The following is an 18,190-nucleotide window of genomic DNA, read 5'->3' on the forward strand; positions in this document are numbered from 1 at the left end:
GCCACCTTTAATTAAAAGCCATTGTAAGCGTTGCGCTGGCCGAGAAGGTCTCTCCGCTGCGGAATTCCGCGCCATCGCCGGTCTGGACCAGCTTCGCGATAATACTCGGCTGGGCATCCATATCCACGTCAAACCAGGTATCGATATCCTGCCGGTGCCCGTTTACCAGCAGTTGAATGCCCAGCGAGGGCATGGCTTCGCCGGCGGCATTCTGCACGGCTAACAGCTTTCCTCCTTGCCAGGTCATCGCCACGCCCGATTGCGGTTTTAATATCATTTGCGTATTTTCATCGATATCATCGCTGCAGTTCATATCGCTACTCAGGGTCTGCTGATAATCTCCTTCAAGCGTATTTTGGCCGTCGATGGTTTTAAATTTGACCTCACCAAAGCGGATATCATCGTCGTAACTCTGCACAAAGTTGCAGTTGCCATTGGCGGTGATAGCGCCACTAATATTTAGGTTCATCTGGTACTGATTACTTTCGCTGGCCAGCGTCTGCAGGTTGATGCCCCCCGCTGCCAGGCCCGCAATCAGCCCGGCGTAAACCATGCGTATTCGCTTACTTTTCATCCGTTTCTCCGTTGCCATCAGGGGTAGCTCACTGCAAATGTGGCCGTTGCCGAGAACTCGCCCGGTCGCAGCGTCTGGTGCACGATTGCCCGTGAGTCGGCCTGAACAAACGCCTGTAGCTCAATCCGGTTGACGCCCGCCGTAAGGCGGTATGCGGGGGTTGGCGTATTGACCGGCAGATAGACCCCATTTTTCTGCTCAATCCCGATGGCGATATTGGCTCCCCCTTCTCCGGATGCGGCCAGCATGCCGGGTAACTGCCCGCTCTCCGTACCGATAAATGTCAGCGTGGCGCTGCTGCCCCGGCTGATATCGCAATCTTTCAGTACGAGGGTAAACGGCACTCCGCGGGTTCGCGTCTCGCTATACAGCGCTTTGGTCAGCACTGATTTGAAGTCCACCACCTGTTCTGCGGAATCAGGATCGAGGCGGCAGGGCTGAGACACCAGACTGCCGGCTATCTGCAGGTTATTTTCCAGCGCCAGCCCGCAGCCGGCGCGGGCGATCAGGAGCGCGGCGATAATGAGTCGTGCGCCAAGCAGGCGCCGGGCATCACTTTTGTTACCGCAAGGTGGCGCTGGATTATGCGGATATCGGGGACGTTCCACTGAATATGATCCTGTCTGCATGGTTCAAATCGTCAGCCCGCTTTTACTGCGCTAACGGCACACTGCTGCCCGGTGCAGCTAAAGATAAGCTTTGGCCGCCCGCCATAGTCGTTAATGTAAGTCAGGACCGGATGGCTTCCGGCCGCCGCCGGCCGCAGCGTTAGCGGCTGGCTGCTCTGCGGCGCGATCATCACCGGCTTAAAGTCGCTGAACGCCGGGCGATTAATGCCCGCAGCGGCCTCAACAATCGTGACGTAATAGCCGGTTGGGTTGTGAAGCTGAAAGCGGTCGCCCTCTTTGCGCAGGGTGAGTTTGCTCTGGGGAATGTCGCGCCCGCCCTCTTTGAAGGCCAGCGCCGACGGGCGATAGAACAGTTTGATGCGCGTCTGCAGCGCAATTTGCAGCGTATTGGGCCTGCTGCTAACCGGCGGGATCTCCCGCAGATTAAAATAGAACAGGGACTCCCTGTCCCGGGGGAGTGCGGATGCCGCTCCGGTGTCCTGAATTTTTATCTGACTCTGCTCGCCGGGTTCTACGCGCTGCAGGGGCGGCTGGATGGCAAACGGCGTATCGGTTTTCTGGCCCGTACTGTCTTCAAGCCACGCCTGGGCCAGATAGGGCAGCGTTTTGTTCTGATTGCTGATGCTGAAGGTTTCAGACCGGTTCTTTGCATCGAAGACGGCGCGCGTGCGGTCTAACGCGATGGCGGCCGAAGCCGGATGCGCGTTAGCCAGCAGCGCTGCCGACAGCGCAATGGCCTGATAAATCGGATATAGCTTCATTCTCTTGCTCCAGGTATTGTGCGGAAAAACCTTAATAGCCCTGATACGTCGCCCGATGCCGGCCCTCACGCTCTGCAGACCAACCGTAGCGGACTGGGGGGGAGTACCCTGGGTAGCCGGATACGGCATTTTGTTGTTTCATCCCACCGGACGTTCATGGAGGCGTCCGGGACGATCCCCGCGAGCCATACGGTCCCGTCATCGCCGACAATGCCGGTCTGGATGCCATCGCGATTGGCGATCGCCGCGCCAAAGGGGGGAACGCCGCCGTCAGCAAGCCGGATGACGGCCATCGATTTTCGGCCTGACAGTACGCCGAAGCGGCGATAGCCAATGGCGCCTTCGGTGAGCGTGTCCTGTACCACCGAGCGGGTCGCCTCCATGTTGTCGGGGAGCCTGTTCAGGTCGATATTGATACTGCTGCGGTAGTAGCTGCTGATATCGCTGATGACGGCTTTGCCGAACATATTGGAGCGGGTTAAGGCCGCGCTACCGCGCACCGGTACGCCGCTCACGCCGCCGGTATCGACCATCATTCGCGAGCCGCCGGGACTGACGGTTCGGTGCAGCGCCGCGCCCTGCGCGGTCGCGGTGAGTCCGCCGTGCAGCGAAAAGCCGATGGCACTGTAGCGGCCGCCGGTGGCGCTGGCATTCGCGGAAATTTCGGCAATATCGCCCTCGTGCGTTATCCAGGCGCTGGCGGTGCTTTTCCCCCGGCTGGTGGTACCCGCTGAGAGGCTGTAATCATTATTGCTGTCGGGACGGGCGAAATAACGGACGTCATGCTGGCTCTCCCCGGCCCCGAACTGGCCGCTATAGCTGAGGGTGCTGCCGCTTCCCCAGGGGATAGTCAGGCTGAGATAAAGACCGTCATCATTTTTCCCTTCATATTGCGATCGGTATCCCGACAGCGTCAGGCTGACATCCTTGATATTGCCAGCGGAGAAATAGTCGGAGAGGGAGACGTTCCACGTATCGCTGGCAGGCCGATCCCAGTAGCTTTGATGGCTATAAGTGATGTAGGTCGAGAGGTTGAGCGCGCGAAACTGTTTATTAAAGGAGAGGGTGTAGCGCTGCTTGCTGCTCCCGGGATCGGCGCTGTGCTGATAGCGTGCGCTGAGAAACTGCGGCACCGTCATATAGCGGCGCTCTGAGAAACGATAGCCCGCGAAGGTGATCTGGCTGTCGTAGTCGGCAAACCGTTTGGCGTAACTCAGACGCCAGGCGCTGCCCTGGCGGATCTCTCCCTGTGGAAGGGTGGCCCGGGCGTAGGTGACGTCTGCAGAGACCGCGCCGAATGCGAGCAGATCGCGCCCGATCCCCAGCGCTTCGCTGGTATAGCCTTCAGCTCCCAGCCCGCCGCCATAGAGCGACCAGCCGTTGTTGATGCCCCAGGAGAATTCACCGGCCGTAAATAGCGGGCCCCGGCTGCGGCGATCGTAATCTGACGGTTTGCCGGATGAAATCTTATAACGCACGGTTCCCGGTCGCGTCAGATAGGGAATATTGGCGGTTTCGACCTGAAAAGTGTGCACCGAGCCGTCCTGCTCCTCGACCCTGACATCAAGCGTCCCGGTGAATGCATCATTAAGATCCTGGATGCGAAAAGGCCCGGCGGCAACGGTGGTTTCATAGAGGACGCGCCCCCGCTGGCTGACGGTAACTTTGGCATTGGTTTTCGCCACGCCGCTCACCTCAGGGGCGTAGCCGCGCAGGTTTGGCGGCAGCTGGGCATCGTCGGAGGCCAGACTGGCCCCGGTAAAGAGAAAGCTGTCAAATAGGGTGGAATCAAGATAGTTTTCGCCCAGTACCAGTTTTGCGCTTAACGAGGTGATCGCGCGGAAAAGGTAGTAGCGGCTCCACCGCCAGTTCTGACGCGCGCGGCCTGCGCGGTGCTGATACTGCGCCTGCCAGTCGGCCCGCAATCGCCACGGACCGGCATTAACGCCAACGGTGCCATTTCCACTGGCGGACTGGGTAGCATTATCCGAGGCGCTGCGCATGGACAGGGCGTTGATATCATAATCCGCCAGTATGCCGGGGACGCCATCATCCCAGCGGGACGGAGGATCCCAGTTATCTGAGGTATATTCGAGCCACTTGCGGGGCACGCTAATGTAAAGCGTTCCGCTGCCCAGATCGGCGCGAGTCTGCATACCCGGCAGGCTTTTTATGTCCAGACACGCCCCTTTATGCCACCACCTGAGCTGGCCCATCGCGCGTGCGGTCAGGCCGATGGCAGACACCAGATCCTGCGTCAGGCAGGGGGAAGAGCCCTGAGGAGCGTCGTCTGGCGGCATAAACGTTATCGAACGTTCCGGCAGCTCCGCCTGGTTTATTCTGACGGTGAGCTGATACAGGCCCGGCATCAGGTAGCCGGCCCGGGAAAATTGCCCAAGATTGATATGGCTGCGGTCTTTCACATCCAGAATGTCAGCATTGAATTGAACGTAGCCGCCGCGCCCGGCCCCGTTAGCCTGTCCGGCGATAAGTATAAGCAGGGTTGCGGCAACCGGCGGCGCGAGAACGGCGCGCCGGCGACGATGATTCTCTCTCTGACGTTGACGTAAACAGAACATATTCGACATCACGACGAAACAACCTTTTCCAGGCGAAAAACAGCATCAATGTGCTCAAAATAAATAACCCGCTGGCCTGCTTTTTTCAGAAGTAGCGCAGCAGGCGCTTTTTCAGTGTGGAAGCATCCGTGCCTCCTGGGACGGGGCGTTGTGCGATGGTTAACGGGATCGGCCGACGCGCTTTCCTTATTGCGCCCGGCTGAGCTTATTAGTTGTAAGCCAGGGTAAAGTTAGCGATGGAGGTAAAGTCCCCGGGCGTAACCGCAGAAGAGCCGTCCCCCTGGAGATAAGCGGCAAAGCGCAGCTGGTTCGAACCGTCGTGCAGCGCGGGGGCGCTATAGGCTGTGCCCAGTTTTATTGGCGTACCTGCGGCGTCGGTGAGCGCGATCGTTGCCCCCTTTGCCGAGCCAGAAATCCCCAACTGGTCGGGGTTGCTTTCCGTCCCGATACCGGTAAAGGTAATTTCGACATTTTTAGCCGTTGTTAAGGCGCACTTTTCCAGATTGATAGAGAAACTGGTTGGTGTAGATGTGCCGCTATTTATCAGCGTAGCGCTGGATATTGCGCCGAGCTTGACGGTCTGTTCTTCAGAGTCCGGGTTGATAGAGCAGGGGGCATCAATAATTGCGCCTTTAAAATGAATAATCCCGTGGCCCTCATCTTTTGCCGCCGCCGCCGTTCCGGCGAACACTACTCCTGAGAGTATGGCTATGGCGCATGCTGAAACCTTCATAATAAAACCTCTTCGTTATTGTTTAAGTCAAATAGCGGCAGAATGCGGGTACAACAGCGCGGTGCATGCTGCTGCCGGAACGTAATTACTTTGTCATTATTTTTTATAAATCAGTTGACGGGGATGCTTATTGTTAACGCATCAAAGTCAGGCGGGCTTATTTTTAAAAAAAGTGACTAAAGCTGTCAATTAACGTATTTATGTGACGAGATTGAGTGCAACTGCATGATTTATAATATGTTCAAGTTAATTTGAATGTTACCCGTATCTTTGGTGTGGTTACATCTGCTGAAGAGCCACTTTTTTGTGGATGATCTATCTGGATTTTATTTATGTTTTGTTTATTTTAGGTGTTAAAATTCGTTTTACGCCATTTTGTGACATTACATGTTGTTATATACATTGATTGTGGTTTTTTATTTTACCATCATTTGTTTTTAACTAATATGTAACAATTAATCGCCGGAAAGTATAATCACCCGTTATGATACCGGTAAACATAAGGTGTGGGCGGCAAGCGTTTTGCAACATATTTAAAACATGGCCGGTTGTTTTTAGGAATTGTCATGAGATAAAGATTTTTTGCCAATTTTTTACTTCTCGTTGACGTCGGGAAGAAAATCATTTTGAGGAGGAATATTCCTATTCCATACTGATTGATGGGGACGCGCTGAGGCTATTTTTGTTAAAATTATTAATAGCGGGCTATCTAATTAGCCTGCTACCGATAAATAAACAGAAAATTCAGAGTGCATCAGAACGGAGCGTGTGGATGAAGCGGGGCGCTCGCAGCCGATGCAGGGGCTGTCTGAAGGATAAGCGCAGAAAAAGCGTCCCCTTTCTCCAGGGACTGAAGAAAAGGGGGATATGTGCTCTGGCTAATGCGCGCTCGCCCCGATCCGCAGCGTAATCCCCTCCACGGCGAGGACCTCCACGCAGCTGCCGGCCGGCAGGTCGCTGTCGGCAACCACCCGCCAGGTGCCGTCTCCTATCCGCATATGTCCGCGGCCGTTAACGAGCGCGCTGTCAAGGGTAAACGTCTGACCCACCAGTTGCTGCCCCCGCTGATTAAGCAGGTCGTGGGCGCCGGGCTGGCGCTTTACCCGCAGGCTCAGCCAGCGCCACCACAGCCAGGTGGCAACCAGCGTCAGCGCGGCAAATAGCGCGCCCTGCCACTCCCAGCCGAGCGGCAGCAGCCAGATGAGCAGGCCGGTGACGATCGCGGCAACGCCGCTCCACAGCAGGTAGCCGCTACCGCCAAGCATCTCCGCCGCCAGCAGCAGGCCGCCGAGGCTCAGCCAGAAAATATGCGGATGGGCGAGAATTGCCTCTGTCATGGTTTTTTCCGCTCGCCGCTGCTGGTGTTAATCAGTTCGCTGATGCCGGCGATGGAGCCCATCAGGCTGCTGGCGTCCAGCGGCATCATCACGACTTTGCTGTTGTTGGCGGAGCCAATCTTCTGCAGCGCGTCAGTGTACTTCTGCGCCACGAAGTAGTTAACGGCCTGAATATCGCCGGCGGCAATCGCCTCGGAGACCATCTGCGTCGCCCGGGCCTCCGCCTCGGCGGAGCGCTCGCGCGCCTCGGCCTGTAAAAACGCCGACTGGCGGTCGCCTTCCGCCTTGAGGATCTGCGACTGCTTTTCACCTTCCGCCTTCAGGATCTCCGCCTGGCGCACGCCCTCCGCTTCCAGGATGTAGGCGCGCTTGGTGCGCTCGGCCTTCATCTGGGCGTTCATCGAGGCGATAAGCTCGGCCGGCGGGCGCACGTCGCGGATCTCGATGCGGGTAACCTTAATGCCCCACGGATTGGTCGCTTCATCGACGATGTGCAGCAGGCGGGTGTTGATGCTGTCGCGCTGGGAGAGCATTTCGTCCAGCTCCATCGAACCCAGTACGGTGCGGATATTGGTCATGGTCAGGTTAATGATTGCCAGCTCGAGGTTGCTGACCTCGTAGGCGGCCTTCGGCGCGTCGATGACCTGGATGAAGCACACCGCGTCGATGGTGACGTTGGCGTTATCTTTGGAAATCACCTCCTGAGAGGGTATATCCAGCACCTGCTCCATCATATTGATCTTGCGGCCGATGCGATCCATAAACGGCACCACCAGATTGAGACCCGGCTGCAGGGTGGCGGTGAAGCGCCCGAAGCGCTCAACCGTCCACTGGAATCCCTGCGGGACAATCTTGACCCCGGCAGCGACGACGACCAGGGCAACAAAAATTAATACGGGGATAAAGATAAGCACCAAAAACCTCCTGTTTTTTGCTTCAGCGCACGGCGGGCGTACCGGGCTACGGCGGGCAGTATAACTTTTATCCACCACCGGGTGAACGTCCGGATACTGCCCATAAAAAAGCCTTCTCGCGGGGAGAAGGCTTGACGATCTGCGCTAACGCCTGTCAGTACAGCAGAGAGTAGAGCTGGCGGCGGTATTTTGACGCCAGCGCGTCGCCGGTGCCGAGCGCGGCGAGGATCTCCTGCAGCATCTTGCGGGCCTGGCCGTCGGCGGCGCCGAGATCTTTGCGCAGGTGGCTGAACAGCAGCTCCAGCGCCTCTTCATTGCGGCCCACCTGGTGCAGCTGCAGCGCCAGCTGCGAGGCGAGGGCGGCATCGTCCGGGCTGGCGGCAACCTGCTGCTGCAGCTGCTGGATTTCCGGCGTGTCCGCCGCTTGCTTCAGCAGCTCAATCTGCGCCACCAGGCCCTGGTAGCGGGTGTCCTGATCCTGCAGCGGGATGGTTTTCAGCGTTGCTTCAGCCTCTTCAGAGCGGTTGAGGGCGATCTGGGTTTCCGCCAGCAGCAGGCCAATCTGGCTCTCCTGATTCGACAGCTGCCAGGCCTCCTTCAGCAGCGGCAGCGCTTCGGCGTGCTTGCCCTCCTGCATCAGCGCCATCGCTTCCTGGGCCTTCAGCTCCTCTTCGCGGGGCAGCACTTTATCCAGCAGCGCGCGGATGGCCTCTTCCGGCTGCGGCCCCTGGAAGCCGTCAACCGGCTGACCGTTCTGGAAAAGATAGACGGTCGGAATGGCGCGCAGGCCGAACTGGGAGGCGATCATCTGCTCGGCGTCGCAGTCCACTTTGGCCAGAATAAACTGGCCGTTGTACTGGGCGGCCAGCTTGTCGAGTACCGGGTCGAGCTCCTGGCAGTGCTGGCTGCGGGCAGACCAGAAATAAAACAGCACCGGGACGGTCATCGACTGGTCCAGGGTCTGGTGCAGGTTAGCTTCAGTAATGTTGACGATATTCTGTGCAGACATAGGGATTCTCGTTAGTCAGTTTAGGTTCTACATGGGGGCAAAGCGCGGCGCTTCAACTCAGCCCTGCAGAATTTTGTCCATCAGCCGGTCCGGCAGCAGGCGCTTGAGCAGCCTGACCGCGTGGGTGACCATCGTCACCGGATAGCGCACTTTCGGCCGCGGGCTGGTAAAGGCGTGGCGCACCTTTTCCACGACCGCCTCCGGCCCCAGCGTAAAGCGGGCGGCAATGCCCGGATTCTTCACCGGCCTGTCCGCTTCGCCCTGGGTGACGTTATCGGTAAAGCGGGTGCGAATTGGCCCCGGTTCGATCAGGCTGACGCAAATGCCGCTGTGGCGCAGCTCCATGCGCAGGGCGTCTGACCACGCCTCAAGGGCGTATTTACTCGCCGCGTAGGCGCCGCGTCCCGGCGTCGAGATAAGCCCCATCACCGACGAAGTCATCACGATCCGCCCTTCGCGGTGCGGCAGCATGGCGGGCAGCAGCAGCATGGTGAGCTGGTGGACGCCAAAAAAGTTGGTTGAGAGCTGCTGCTCCATCTGCGCGCGGCTCAGGGTGGTCAGCGGTCCGTAGAGACCAAAGCCCGCGTTGTTAAAAATGCCGTACAGCCGGTTGTCGGTCAGGGCAATCACCTCCCTGGCGGCGCGCTCCACGCTCTCTGGCGAATCGACGTCCAGCGCGATGCCGGTCAGGCCAAGCGTCGCCATTCGCGCCACGTCATCCGGGCGGCGGCAGGCGGCCAGCACCCGGAAACCCTGACGCTGGAGTTCAATCGCGCTCTCCAGACCGATACCGCTGGAACAGCCGGTCACTAACACCGTTTTTTGCATAACTTTACCTGGTGACGGCGGCCGATTATCAGCCGCCGTGTTTAACTAAAGGGGCCAGCCGGGACGCCATCCAGTCGGCAATAAACGGCTGGGCATCGCGGTTGGGGTGAATACCGTCGTCCTGCATCCACTGCGGCTTCAGATAGACCTCTTCCATGAAAAACGGCACCAGCGGAATCGAAAACGCGTCGGCCAGCTGCGGATAAATAGCGCTGAACGATTCGGTGTAGCGGCGGCCGTAGTTGGCGGGCAGGCGAATTTGCATCAGCAGCGGCTCGGCGTTGGCGGCCTTCACGGCGCGGATAATCGCCTGCAGGGTCTCTTTGGTCTGCTGCGGCGCAAAGCCCCGCAGGCCGTCGTTGCCGCCAAGCTCCACCAGCACCCAGCGCGGCTGGTGCTTTTTCAGCAGGGCAGGCAGGCGCGCCAGCCCCTGCTGCGAGGTATCGCCGCTGATGCTGCCGTTGACAACGGCGGTATCCGGCTGCCACTTTTCATTAAGCAGGGCGGGCCACGCCGCGCTCGCCGCCATGCGATAGCCGGCGCTCAGGCTGTCGCCCAGCACCAGCAGCGTATCTGCCGCCGCCGCGCGGCAGGTGACCAGGACCAAAAACAGGAAAGGCAGATGCCAGCGGAAAACATACTTGAAGTTCATCATCTTAAGAAATCCGTCGGTCAGGGGGAGCAGGAGCTGTCCATCCTTACCGGAGTTGAGCTGCTTGTCAAACCGGGGCAGAGCATCGCCCTGATTGGCGAGTCGGGCTCGGGCAAATCGACCCTGCTGGCGATCCTCGCCGGGCTGGACGACGGCAGCAGCGGCGAAGTTAACCTGCTCGGTCAACCGCTGCACCGGCTGGACGAAGAGGCGAGGGCGGCCCTGCGCGCCCGCCACGTCGGCTTCGTCTTTCAGTCCTTTATGCTGGTACCGACGCTCAACGCGCTGGAGAACGTCGAACTGCCCGCGCTGCTGCGCGGCGAAAGCGACCGCCAGGGCCGCAGCCAGGCGAAAGCCCTGCTGGAGCAGCTGGGGCTGGGCAAGCGTCTGCACCACCTTCCGGCGCAGCTTTCCGGCGGCGAGCAGCAGCGGGTGGCTCTGGCCCGCGCCTTTAACGGCCAGCCGGCGCTGCTGTTTGCCGATGAGCCGACCGGCAACCTCGACCGCCAGACCGGCGACCGCATTGCCGACCTGCTGTTTGCGCTCAACAAAGAGCACGGCACAACGCTGATCCTGGTGACTCACGATCCCCAGCTGGCGGCGCGCTGCGATCGGCGCCTGCGGCTGGTGGACGGGACGCTGCGGGAGGAAGCATGATAGCCCGCTGGTTCTGGCGCGAATGGCGCACGCCGTCGCTGCTGATCGTCTGGCTGGCGCTGAGCCTGGCGGTGGCCTGCGTGCTGGCCCTGGGCAGCATCAGCGATCGCATGGAGAAGGGCCTCACCCAGCAGAGCCGCGACTTTCTGGCGGGCGACCGGGCGCTGCGCACGTCGAAAGAGGTTGCGCCCGAATGGCTTGCGAAGGCCCGCGAGCTGGGTCTCCGGGTCGGCGTACAGCTGAGTTTCCCGACCATGACCTACGCGGGCGACACGCCGCAGCTGGCCAGCGTTAAGGCGGTCGATGACGTCTATCCGCTGTACGGCGAGCTGCAGACCCGCCCGCCGGAGCTCAAGCCTCAGCCCGGTACCGTCCTGCTTTCGCCGAGGCTCCAGGCGCTGCTGAACCTGAAAACCGGCGACAGCATCGACGTGGGCGATGCCACCCTGAAGGTGGCCGGCGAAGTGCTGCAGGAGCCGGACGCCGGCTTTAATCCCTTTCAGATAGCCCCGAGGCTGATGATGAACCGCGCCGACGTGGCAAAAACCGGCGCCGTGCAGCCCGGCAGCCGCGTTACCTGGCGCTATAAGTTTGCCGGCGCGCCGCCGCAAATGACCGCCTATGAGAAGTGGCTTTTGCCGCAGCTGGGCGAAGACCAGCGCTGGAGCAGCCCGGAGAGCGACGAAGGCGCGCTGGGCAAATCCCTCGAGCGCTCCCGCCAGTTCCTGCTGCTGTCGGCCCTGCTGACGCTGCTGCTGGCGGTGGCCGCCGTGGCGGTGGCGATGAACCACTACTGCCGCAGCCGCTACGATCTGGTGGCGGTGCTGAAGACGCTGGGGGCGGGCAGGACGCAGCTGCGCAGGCTGATTATCGGCCAGTGGTCGATGCTGTTGCTGCTTTCGCTGATTACCGGCGGCGCGATGGGGCTGCTGTTTGAGCAGGTCCTGCTGATACTGCTGCGCCCGGTGCTGCCGGCGGCGCTGCCCGCCGCCAGCCTCTGGCCGTGGCTGTGGGCCGTCGGCGCGATGGTGATTATCTCGCTGCTGGTGGGCGTACGGCCGTGGCGCCTGCTGCTGGCCACCCGGCCGCTGCGGGTGCTGCGCCGCGACGCGGTGGCCAGCGTCTGGCCGCTGAAAATCTACATTCCGGCTATGTGCGCCATCGTGGTGCTGTTGCTGGCGCTGCTGATGGGCGGTTCGATGCTGCTGTGGGCGGTACTCGCCGGCGCGGTGGTGCTGGCCGCGCTGTGCGGGGCGGTCGGCTGGCTGCTGCTGCGCGCGCTGCGGCGGCTGACGCTCACCTCGCTGCCGCTGCGCCTGGCGGTGAGCCGCCTGCTGCGCCAGCCGTGGGCAACCCTGAGCCAGCTGGCGGCCTTTTCGCTCTCCTTCATGCTGCTGGCTCTGCTGCTGGTGCTGCGCGGCGATCTGCTCGACCGCTGGCAGCAGCAGCTGCCGCCGGAGAGTCCGAACTATTTCCTGATAAATATTGCCCCGGAGCAGGCGGAGCCGGTGAAGGACTTTCTTGCCGGGCACGGCCTTACGCCATCGACCTTTTATCCGGTGGTGCGCGCCAGGCTGACGGCGATTAATGACAGGAGCACCGCCGGCAATCCCGATGAGGCGCTTAACCGCGAGCTGAACCTGACGTGGCTGCGCGAGCGGCCGCAGCACAACCCGCTGGTCGCCGGAACCTGGCCGCCGAAAGCGGGCGAAGTGTCGATAGAGGAGGGCGTGGCGAAACGGCTGGGTTTAGGGCCGGGCGATAAGGTCACCTTTAGCGGCGATACTCAGGCGTTCAGCGCGACCATCAGCAGCGTGCGCCAGGTCGACTGGGAGAGCCTGCGGCCCAACTTCTTCTTTATTTTCCCGCCGGGGGCGCTCGACGATCAGCCGCAGAGCTGGCTGACCAGCTTTCGCTGGAACGGCGGCAGCGGACTGCTGACGGCGCTGAACCGCGAGTTTCCGACCGTAGGCTTGCTCGACATCGGCGCCATTCTCCGCCAGGTTGGCGACGTGCTGCGCCAGGTCAGCCGCGCCCTGGAAGTGATGGTTGTGCTGGTGACTCTGTGCGGCCTGCTGCTGCTGATGGCGCAGGTGCAGGTTGGCATGCGTCAGCGCCATCAGGAGCTGGTGGTATGGCGCACGCTGGGCGCAGGAAAGGCCCTGCTGCGCCGCTCGCTGCTGGCGGAGTTCGCGCTGCTGGGGGGCGTTTCCGGGCTGGTGGCCGCCGCCGGGGCTGAAGCGGCCCTTGGGCTGCTGCAGCGGCAGGTGTTTGATTTTAGCTGGCAGCCGGACTGGCGGCTGTGGGTCACGCTGCCGCTGTGCGGCGCGATACTGCTCGCCGCCTGCGGCAGCTGGCTGGGGAGCCGCTTGCTGAAGGGGACGGGGCTTTTTCGTCAGCTTGCGCGCTAACAGGACACGGTAAGGTGGGAAAGTGGTGGGTATTTATCCATCACTTTTCTTTTGAATTGAGCACAAAATAATAATTTTTCATTTTTAATCGCACTTTTTAATAAAAATGGATTAGCAAAAAGTGTGGTGAAAACGGTACTATCCCCACTGTAAATGTGCGTAAAAAAAAGTGTAAAAACGCGTTCATTGGACTGTAACGAAGCCGTGCGTTAATGACCGCCGTACAGAAACAAACAAAATAAAATCTTTTTTCCAAGGATTGTAAATGAAAATTAAAATTAACGCGCTGGCAGTGGCCGTCGGCGCAGCCGTGGCGCTGACTTCGCTGGCTTCCCATGCAGAAATTACCGTACTTAAGCAAGATCCGCAGGCCGGCGACCCGCTGAGCCGTCTCAATTTTACCGTCGGTGGTAGTATTCGTCCGCAGTTCAATAATATGACAGGCGATGGCGATAAAGGTTCCTACAAACGTAACGGTTTCGACGGCGGTACCCGTTTCCGCTTCGCTGCCGATTACTATCTGTTCGATGACATTAGCTGGATAAGCTACTACGAACTGGGCGTCAACATTCCGGCGCTGTTTAACTGGGACAACCACTACCAGAAAGGCGCAACCGACACCGATCGCCGTATGCTGTACACCGGTCTTAAGAGCAACACCTGGGGTACGCTGACCTACGGTAAGCAGAACAGCGTGTACTACGATGTGGTGGGCGTTAAGACCGATATCTGGGATTACGATATGCTGGGTCAGGCGCCGGGCAACGGTATCAACGGCGACTACGACGGCTCCTACCGTTCACGTAATATGCTGAAGTACAAGAAAACGGTTGGCGATGCCGATCTGTACCTCGCTTACCTGTTCAATGAAAGCGACTATAACGTGCGCAGCGGCAAAGTCTATAACGGCTTTAGCTACGACCGTAAGGGCGGCGGCTCCATCGGTGTTGATTACCACATCACCAAAGACCTGACCTGGGGTACGGCCTGGAACTACACCCGCGCCAAAATGAAGAACTACAATACCGGTGAAGACAACACCTTCAACCAGAACATCGTCGGTACCTCCTTCAGCTGGAAACCGGAGCAGTGGACCTTCACTGCCGGCGGCGGCTGGTATCAGAACTACCTGGTGACCAAGAAGGCGAAAACGGTGGATAACTACTTCGCCGGCGACGCGTGGGGTATTGAATATCTGGCCGGTTATACCATTCCGGTGGGCCAGTATGCGCTGAAATCCATCATGCCTTACTTCATGGGTGACCGCATGGAGTATATCAACGGCAGCAACTATAAGCGTATTGATAACGGCGTGGGTATTACCTTCCAGCTGGATTACGGCTTCCGCGTTGATTACGAACACGTCTTCACCTCCAGCACCGATAACCTGGGCGATATGAACCTGGTCCGCGTGCGCTACGATTTCTAATCGGCAACGATCTTATTCAAAGGCCCTGCTAACGCAGGGCTTTTTTGTTTTTAACCGTACTATTCCCCGTACTACGCCGCAGCGACTTCCATTTATAACGTCCAGTAATTATTTGAATATCCCTGTTTTTCTCTCCAACGGCCACCCCTGACGAACTGTGCAATTTGCAGCGTTTATATGTAACTCCCCGCTACGGCACGGTATTTTTTTTGATCAATAGCACAAAAACGTAATTTTTGTTTTTATGAAATGGTTTTTTAAAAAAATATCTGTAATGTGTGGATTATTAAAATAACAGTGCCAGAACGTAACTCTTTATCAGTAAATAAGTACCAATAACCGGGGATTAAAATGAAAAATAAAATCAATGCGCTCACCTTAGCGACGGGCGCAGCACTTCTGTTGGCGTCTGTCCCTACATTCGCTGAGATAACGCTTATCCAGGCCGATCCGCAGCCGAATGATCCGCTCAGCCGCCTGACTTTTCAGGTGGGCGGCAGCATTCGTCCGCAGATGAACAACATGACCGGCGATGACGGCGCCAATGGCTATAAGCGCAACGGCTTTGACGGAGGAACGCGTTTCCGCTTCACCGCTGACTACTATCTGTTTGACGACATTAGCTGGACCAGCTTCTACGAAATTGGCGTAAACCTGCCGAAAATACTCAACTGGGATAACCACTATGCGTCTGGCGCTTTCAATACCCAGCTGCGCCACCTCTACACCGGCCTGAAGAGTGATACCTGGGGCACGCTCACCTACGGTAAGCAGAACAGCATTTACTACAACGTTATCGGCGTGAAAACCGATATCTGGGGCTACGATATGCTGGCACAGGCGCCTGGCGTGGGTATTCAGGGGGATTATGACGGCACCTATCACGCCCGCGACTCGCTGAAATACATGAAGAAAGTGGATAACGTTGACCTGTATGCATCCTATCTGTTTGAGGACAGCAACTATCGCGTGCACAGCGGTAAGAATTACAACGGCTTTAGCTACAAGCGTAAGGGCGGCGGCTCTCTGGGCGTGGATTACCACATCACCAAAGATCTGCTCTGGGGCACTGCGTGGAACTACACCCGGGCCGATATGCGGTATCCGGGGCTGAACGAGAGCAAAACCTGGGATCAGCACATTGTCGGTACTGCCCTGAGCTGGAAGCCGGGCAACTGGACTCTGACCGCCGGCGGCGGCTGGTATAAAAATTTCCTGGTGCGCAAGCAGAGCGATAAAACGGTGAATAACTACTTCGCCGGCGATGCGTGGGGCGTGGAATATCTGGCGGGTTACTCTTTCCCGGTTGCTCAGTACGGCCTGAAGGCGATCATGCCCTATTTCATGGGCGACCGCCTGGAGTATATCAACGGCAGCAACTACAAGCGTATCGACAACGGTGTGGGCCTGACCTTCAAGTTCCAGCCCGGCTTCCAGATAGAGTATGAACACATGTTCACCTCCAGTACCGACAACCTCGGCGATATGAACTACGTTCGCGTGCGCTACGACTTCTGACGGCCCGCCGCTGCCGGGCGGAGATGTCCGTCCGGCAGCGCATCAGGCTACCCCTCCAGCCAGTCGGCCACTTCCTGCCAGCGGCCGCGAAACAGAATCAATCCGGCCTTTTTCTCCAGCTGATAGCGGTACATCGGATCGTAGTAGGCCTCCAGCAGCGGCCGCAGCCAGTCGAAGTGCGCGTCGGTATCGCCGCTTCTGTGCTGAACCTCCAGCGCATGCTCCAGTTTGTCGCTGAACTGCGCGAAGCGCTCCAGCCCCAGGCGGCGGCGGATAGCGAACAGGCCGTGGCGCAGATACTCCGCGTATGCCTGCCAGCCGTGCTCCTCGCCGCAGGCGGCCTCAAACTCGCGCTGCATGCCGGTGAAGTACTCTTCCCGCAGGCGCTCAAGGCGGATCGCCAGCGGATCCTCAATCACCGCTACGCCGGCCTGCGCCATGCGGCGGCGCAGCGGTTCGGGCAGGTGATTGGCACCGATGGTCGTACCCTCGTCTTCCAGCACCAGCCGTCCCGGCTGCTGCAAAAGCTTCACCGCCAGCCCATTTTCAAAGCTTGCCTGGGAGCGCTGCTGCCTGAGCGTGCGGCCAAAGGAAGAGCCGCGGTGGTGGGCGAGCCCTTCGAGATCGATCCCATCGGCGCGTTCGCGCACCAGCAGAGTTTTACCGTTGCCGGTGCAGCCGCCCACCAGCACTACCGGACGCTCCGCGCAGGCATCAATGGCCGCTATTGCCGCCTGGCGCAGGGACTTATAGCCGCCGACGATCAGCGGCGCGTCCACGCCCGCCTCGCGCAGCCACTGCTGTACGATATGCGAGCGCTGCCCGCCGCGGGCGCAGCAGAGATAAGCCTGCGGATGCTGGCGAAGCGCCTCGCGCCAGGCCGCCGTGCGGCGGGCGCGAAGCTCGCCGTTCACCAGGGTGTGGCCGAGGGCGAGGGCGGCATCGGCGCCCTGCTGCTTATAGCAGGTCCCGACCGCCGCCCGTTCGTCGTCGTCCATCAGCGGCAGGTTGATGGCGCCGGGCACGGCGCCTTGGGCAAATTCGACCGGCGCGCGGACGTCGATAATCGGCGTTTCCGCCGCGAGAATGGCGCGGAAATTCGTCCCATCATTCATGGATCAATCCTTCTTTAAAATGCATGGGGGGATTCTACGCGCAGGGGAGGGGGTGGGGAAGAGGAACGGCGATTGCTTCTCCGATGTTAACTACAGGTAAAAAAGCTCCTCAATTCTCAGGGCAATTTCACCCCTGGATACCCAGGCTGTGGCAGTCTCATTAACCCTGTCAGTAATAAGTGGATCGGGCGATAGCCTGATCGTGGTTCATTGACTCGAGTCCATACTCATTGTACCGGGCAGGCAGTGAAGCCTTTGAAAAGTATTTTCTGTTTTTTTTTCGTAAAGTGAGAGAGGAGGCACTCTATAGTCAATCACTCTTCTGATTTTCTTAAGTGCAGTTTTTTTTCGTAAACTCATGCACTGATATGCCACTTCATCGGCAGTATCTTACCTGATGTTTATTGGTCATTTTGATTGATTGATTTCTAAATATAAGGTGAGTGAATTTATTTGCGGTCAGGTTTTTTAAAATGAATAATTTCATTGATTAATATCATCTTTTCTCTAAGTCTTGTTTTTATTTTTGCTTGAATGTTTAAATGAGCACGATATTTATTTTTTTAATAGTGGCATGGGTTTTTATCCTGCCTCTCCCGGATTTTCCTGACCTTGTTTTGGTATAAAATTCTAGGATTTTTCTTGTGGTAGTTTTTTGATCTTTTTGTTTGATATTGAATGGATAATAGTTCTATTATCGTATTCGCGTAAATCTCACCCAAAAGTTTCATATGGCAATAGCAGAAGGATATTGAAATGGCCTCAAGCTTTCAGAATGAGGTGCCCAAGGCACGCATCAACCTTAAACTTGACCTGCATACGGGCGGGGCAAGCAAGAAAACAGAATTACCACTCAAACTGCTGCTAACCGGCGACTTCAGTAACGGGCAGGATCACGCGCCGCTCTCGGAGAGAGAGAAGGTAAATATAAATAAAAACAACTTTGATGCAGTGCTTTCAGATTATTCTCCGCAGGTTAATCTCACCGTGGAAAATACTCTCGCCGGCGACGGCCGGGAAGAGAATATCCGCCTGACCTTCCGT

Annotated in this window: 16 protein-coding genes; 5 read left to right on the forward strand and 11 right to left on the reverse strand. The window is 58.3% G+C overall.

All coding sequences use genetic code 11. The features are described 5' to 3' along the window. Positions 1-7 precede the first annotated feature (7 nt). The 10 genes from ENGE1_RS10905 to tesA form a co-directional block, all read right to left on the reverse strand. On the reverse strand, positions 8-574 hold the full coding sequence (locus ENGE1_RS10905) for a fimbrial protein (RefSeq protein ID WP_158443174.1): 567 nt from the start codon (positions 572-574) through the stop codon (positions 8-10). Between the two features lie 17 nt (positions 575-591). Next, positions 592-1,182, reverse strand: coding sequence for a fimbrial protein (locus tag ENGE1_RS10910; protein ID WP_225823506.1), 591 nt, complete (start codon positions 1,180-1,182; stop codon positions 592-594). 32 nt (positions 1,183-1,214) lie between these two features. Continuing rightward, on the reverse strand, positions 1,215-1,964 hold the full coding sequence (locus ENGE1_RS10915) for a fimbria/pilus periplasmic chaperone (RefSeq protein ID WP_043085526.1): 750 nt from the start codon (positions 1,962-1,964) through the stop codon (positions 1,215-1,217). Between the two features lie 65 nt (positions 1,965-2,029). Further along, positions 2,030-4,552 (reverse strand): outer membrane usher protein, encoded by a 2,523-nt coding sequence (locus tag ENGE1_RS10920; RefSeq protein ID WP_225823551.1) that lies wholly within the window; start codon positions 4,550-4,552, stop codon positions 2,030-2,032. A gap of 199 nt (positions 4,553-4,751) precedes the next feature. Beyond that, positions 4,752-5,276, reverse strand: a complete 525-nt coding sequence (locus tag ENGE1_RS10925) for a fimbrial protein (RefSeq protein WP_043085525.1) — start codon at positions 5,274-5,276, stop codon at positions 4,752-4,754. Positions 5,277-6,154: 878 nt separating this feature from the next. Next, positions 6,155-6,613 carry an NfeD family protein gene (locus ENGE1_RS10930; RefSeq protein ID WP_048253654.1) on the reverse strand — a complete coding sequence of 153 codons (459 nt, stop codon included), beginning with the start codon at positions 6,611-6,613 and terminating at the stop codon, positions 6,155-6,157. Then, the gene (locus ENGE1_RS10935) at positions 6,610-7,527 is read right to left on the reverse strand and encodes an SPFH domain-containing protein (protein WP_043085523.1); all 918 of its coding nucleotides are present in this window, start codon (positions 7,525-7,527) and stop codon (positions 6,610-6,612) included. Before ENGE1_RS10935 ends, ENGE1_RS10930 begins: the two co-directional genes overlap by 4 nt. A 154-nt stretch (positions 7,528-7,681) precedes the next feature. After that, the gene (locus tag ENGE1_RS10940) at positions 7,682-8,536 is read right to left on the reverse strand and encodes a co-chaperone YbbN (RefSeq protein ID WP_043085522.1); all 855 of its coding nucleotides are present in this window, start codon (positions 8,534-8,536) and stop codon (positions 7,682-7,684) included. 57 nt (positions 8,537-8,593) lie between these two features. Next, positions 8,594-9,364, reverse strand: coding sequence for an SDR family oxidoreductase (locus ENGE1_RS10945; protein WP_048273140.1), 771 nt, complete (start codon positions 9,362-9,364; stop codon positions 8,594-8,596). A 28-nt stretch (positions 9,365-9,392) separates the two neighbouring features. Further along, on the reverse strand, positions 9,393-10,019 hold the full coding sequence (gene tesA, locus ENGE1_RS10950; protein WP_122984329.1) for a multifunctional acyl-CoA thioesterase I/protease I/lysophospholipase L1: 627 nt from the start codon (positions 10,017-10,019) through the stop codon (positions 9,393-9,395). Here tesA and ybbA point away from each other — a divergent pair. The 4 genes from ybbA (at position 9,987) to ENGE1_RS10970 (ending at position 16,031) form a co-directional block, all read left to right on the forward strand. After that, positions 9,987-10,673, forward strand: a complete 687-nt coding sequence (gene ybbA, locus ENGE1_RS10955; RefSeq protein WP_048253759.1) for a putative ABC transporter ATP-binding protein YbbA — start codon at positions 9,987-9,989, stop codon at positions 10,671-10,673. The genes tesA and ybbA overlap by 33 nt on opposite strands. Further along, positions 10,670-13,084, forward strand: a complete 2,415-nt coding sequence (ybbP, locus tag ENGE1_RS10960; protein WP_048253652.1) for a putative ABC transporter permease subunit YbbP — start codon at positions 10,670-10,672, stop codon at positions 13,082-13,084. The genes ybbA and ybbP overlap by 4 nt, the downstream gene beginning before the upstream one ends. 265 nt (positions 13,085-13,349) lie before the next feature. Then, positions 13,350-14,513 (forward strand): porin, encoded by a 1,164-nt coding sequence (locus ENGE1_RS10965; protein WP_048273139.1) that lies wholly within the window; start codon positions 13,350-13,352, stop codon positions 14,511-14,513. A 351-nt stretch (positions 14,514-14,864) separates the two neighbouring features. Beyond that, positions 14,865-16,031 (forward strand): porin, encoded by a 1,167-nt coding sequence (locus ENGE1_RS10970; protein ID WP_048253651.1) that lies wholly within the window; start codon positions 14,865-14,867, stop codon positions 16,029-16,031. 47 nt (positions 16,032-16,078) lie between these two features. Here ENGE1_RS10970 and mnmH read toward each other — a convergent pair whose 3' ends face one another. Beyond that, on the reverse strand, positions 16,079-17,146 hold the full coding sequence (mnmH, locus tag ENGE1_RS10975; protein WP_048253650.1) for a tRNA 2-selenouridine(34) synthase MnmH: 1,068 nt from the start codon (positions 17,144-17,146) through the stop codon (positions 16,079-16,081). A 756-nt stretch (positions 17,147-17,902) separates the two neighbouring features. Between mnmH and ENGE1_RS10980 the strand changes: the two genes are divergently transcribed. Continuing rightward, positions 17,903-18,190 (forward strand): type VI secretion system contractile sheath small subunit (locus ENGE1_RS10980; RefSeq protein WP_162268894.1); only part of this gene is annotated, 288 nt, incomplete at its 3' end.

The organism is Pluralibacter gergoviae ATCC 33028 = NBRC 105706, from assembly GCF_001598855.1.
GTDB classification, from domain to species: Bacteria; Pseudomonadota; Gammaproteobacteria; order Enterobacterales; family Enterobacteriaceae; genus Pluralibacter; species Pluralibacter gergoviae.

Bases quoted from the DNA above. Each gene is read 5' to 3' on its own strand.
- ENGE1_RS10905 (WP_158443174.1), bottom strand. From the start codon at position 574: ATGAAAAGTAAGCGAATACGCATGGTTTACGCCGGGCTGATTGCGGGC.
- ENGE1_RS10915 (WP_043085526.1), bottom strand. From the start codon at position 1,964: ATGAAGCTATATCCGATTTATCAGGCCATTGCGCTGTCGGCAGCGCTG.
- ENGE1_RS10920 (WP_225823551.1), bottom strand. From the start codon at position 4,552: ATGTCGAATATGTTCTGTTTACGTCAACGTCAGAGAGAGAATCATCGT.
- ENGE1_RS10925 (WP_043085525.1), bottom strand. From the start codon at position 5,276: ATGAAGGTTTCAGCATGCGCCATAGCCATACTCTCAGGAGTAGTGTTC.
- ENGE1_RS10930 (WP_048253654.1), bottom strand. From the start codon at position 6,613: ATGACAGAGGCAATTCTCGCCCATCCGCATATTTTCTGGCTGAGCCTC.
- ENGE1_RS10940 (WP_043085522.1), bottom strand. From the start codon at position 8,536: ATGTCTGCACAGAATATCGTCAACATTACTGAAGCTAACCTGCACCAG.
- ENGE1_RS10945 (WP_048273140.1), bottom strand. From the start codon at position 9,364: ATGCAAAAAACGGTGTTAGTGACCGGCTGTTCCAGCGGTATCGGTCTG.
- ybbA (WP_048253759.1), top strand. From the start codon at position 9,987: ATGCCAGCGGAAAACATACTTGAAGTTCATCATCTTAAGAAATCCGTC.
- tesA (WP_122984329.1), bottom strand. From the start codon at position 10,019: ATGATGAACTTCAAGTATGTTTTCCGCTGGCATCTGCCTTTCCTGTTT.
- ybbP (WP_048253652.1), top strand. From the start codon at position 10,670: ATGATAGCCCGCTGGTTCTGGCGCGAATGGCGCACGCCGTCGCTGCTG.
- ENGE1_RS10965 (WP_048273139.1), top strand. From the start codon at position 13,350: ATGAAAATTAAAATTAACGCGCTGGCAGTGGCCGTCGGCGCAGCCGTG.
- ENGE1_RS10970 (WP_048253651.1), top strand. From the start codon at position 14,865: ATGAAAAATAAAATCAATGCGCTCACCTTAGCGACGGGCGCAGCACTT.
- mnmH (WP_048253650.1), bottom strand. From the start codon at position 17,146: ATGAATGATGGGACGAATTTCCGCGCCATTCTCGCGGCGGAAACGCCG.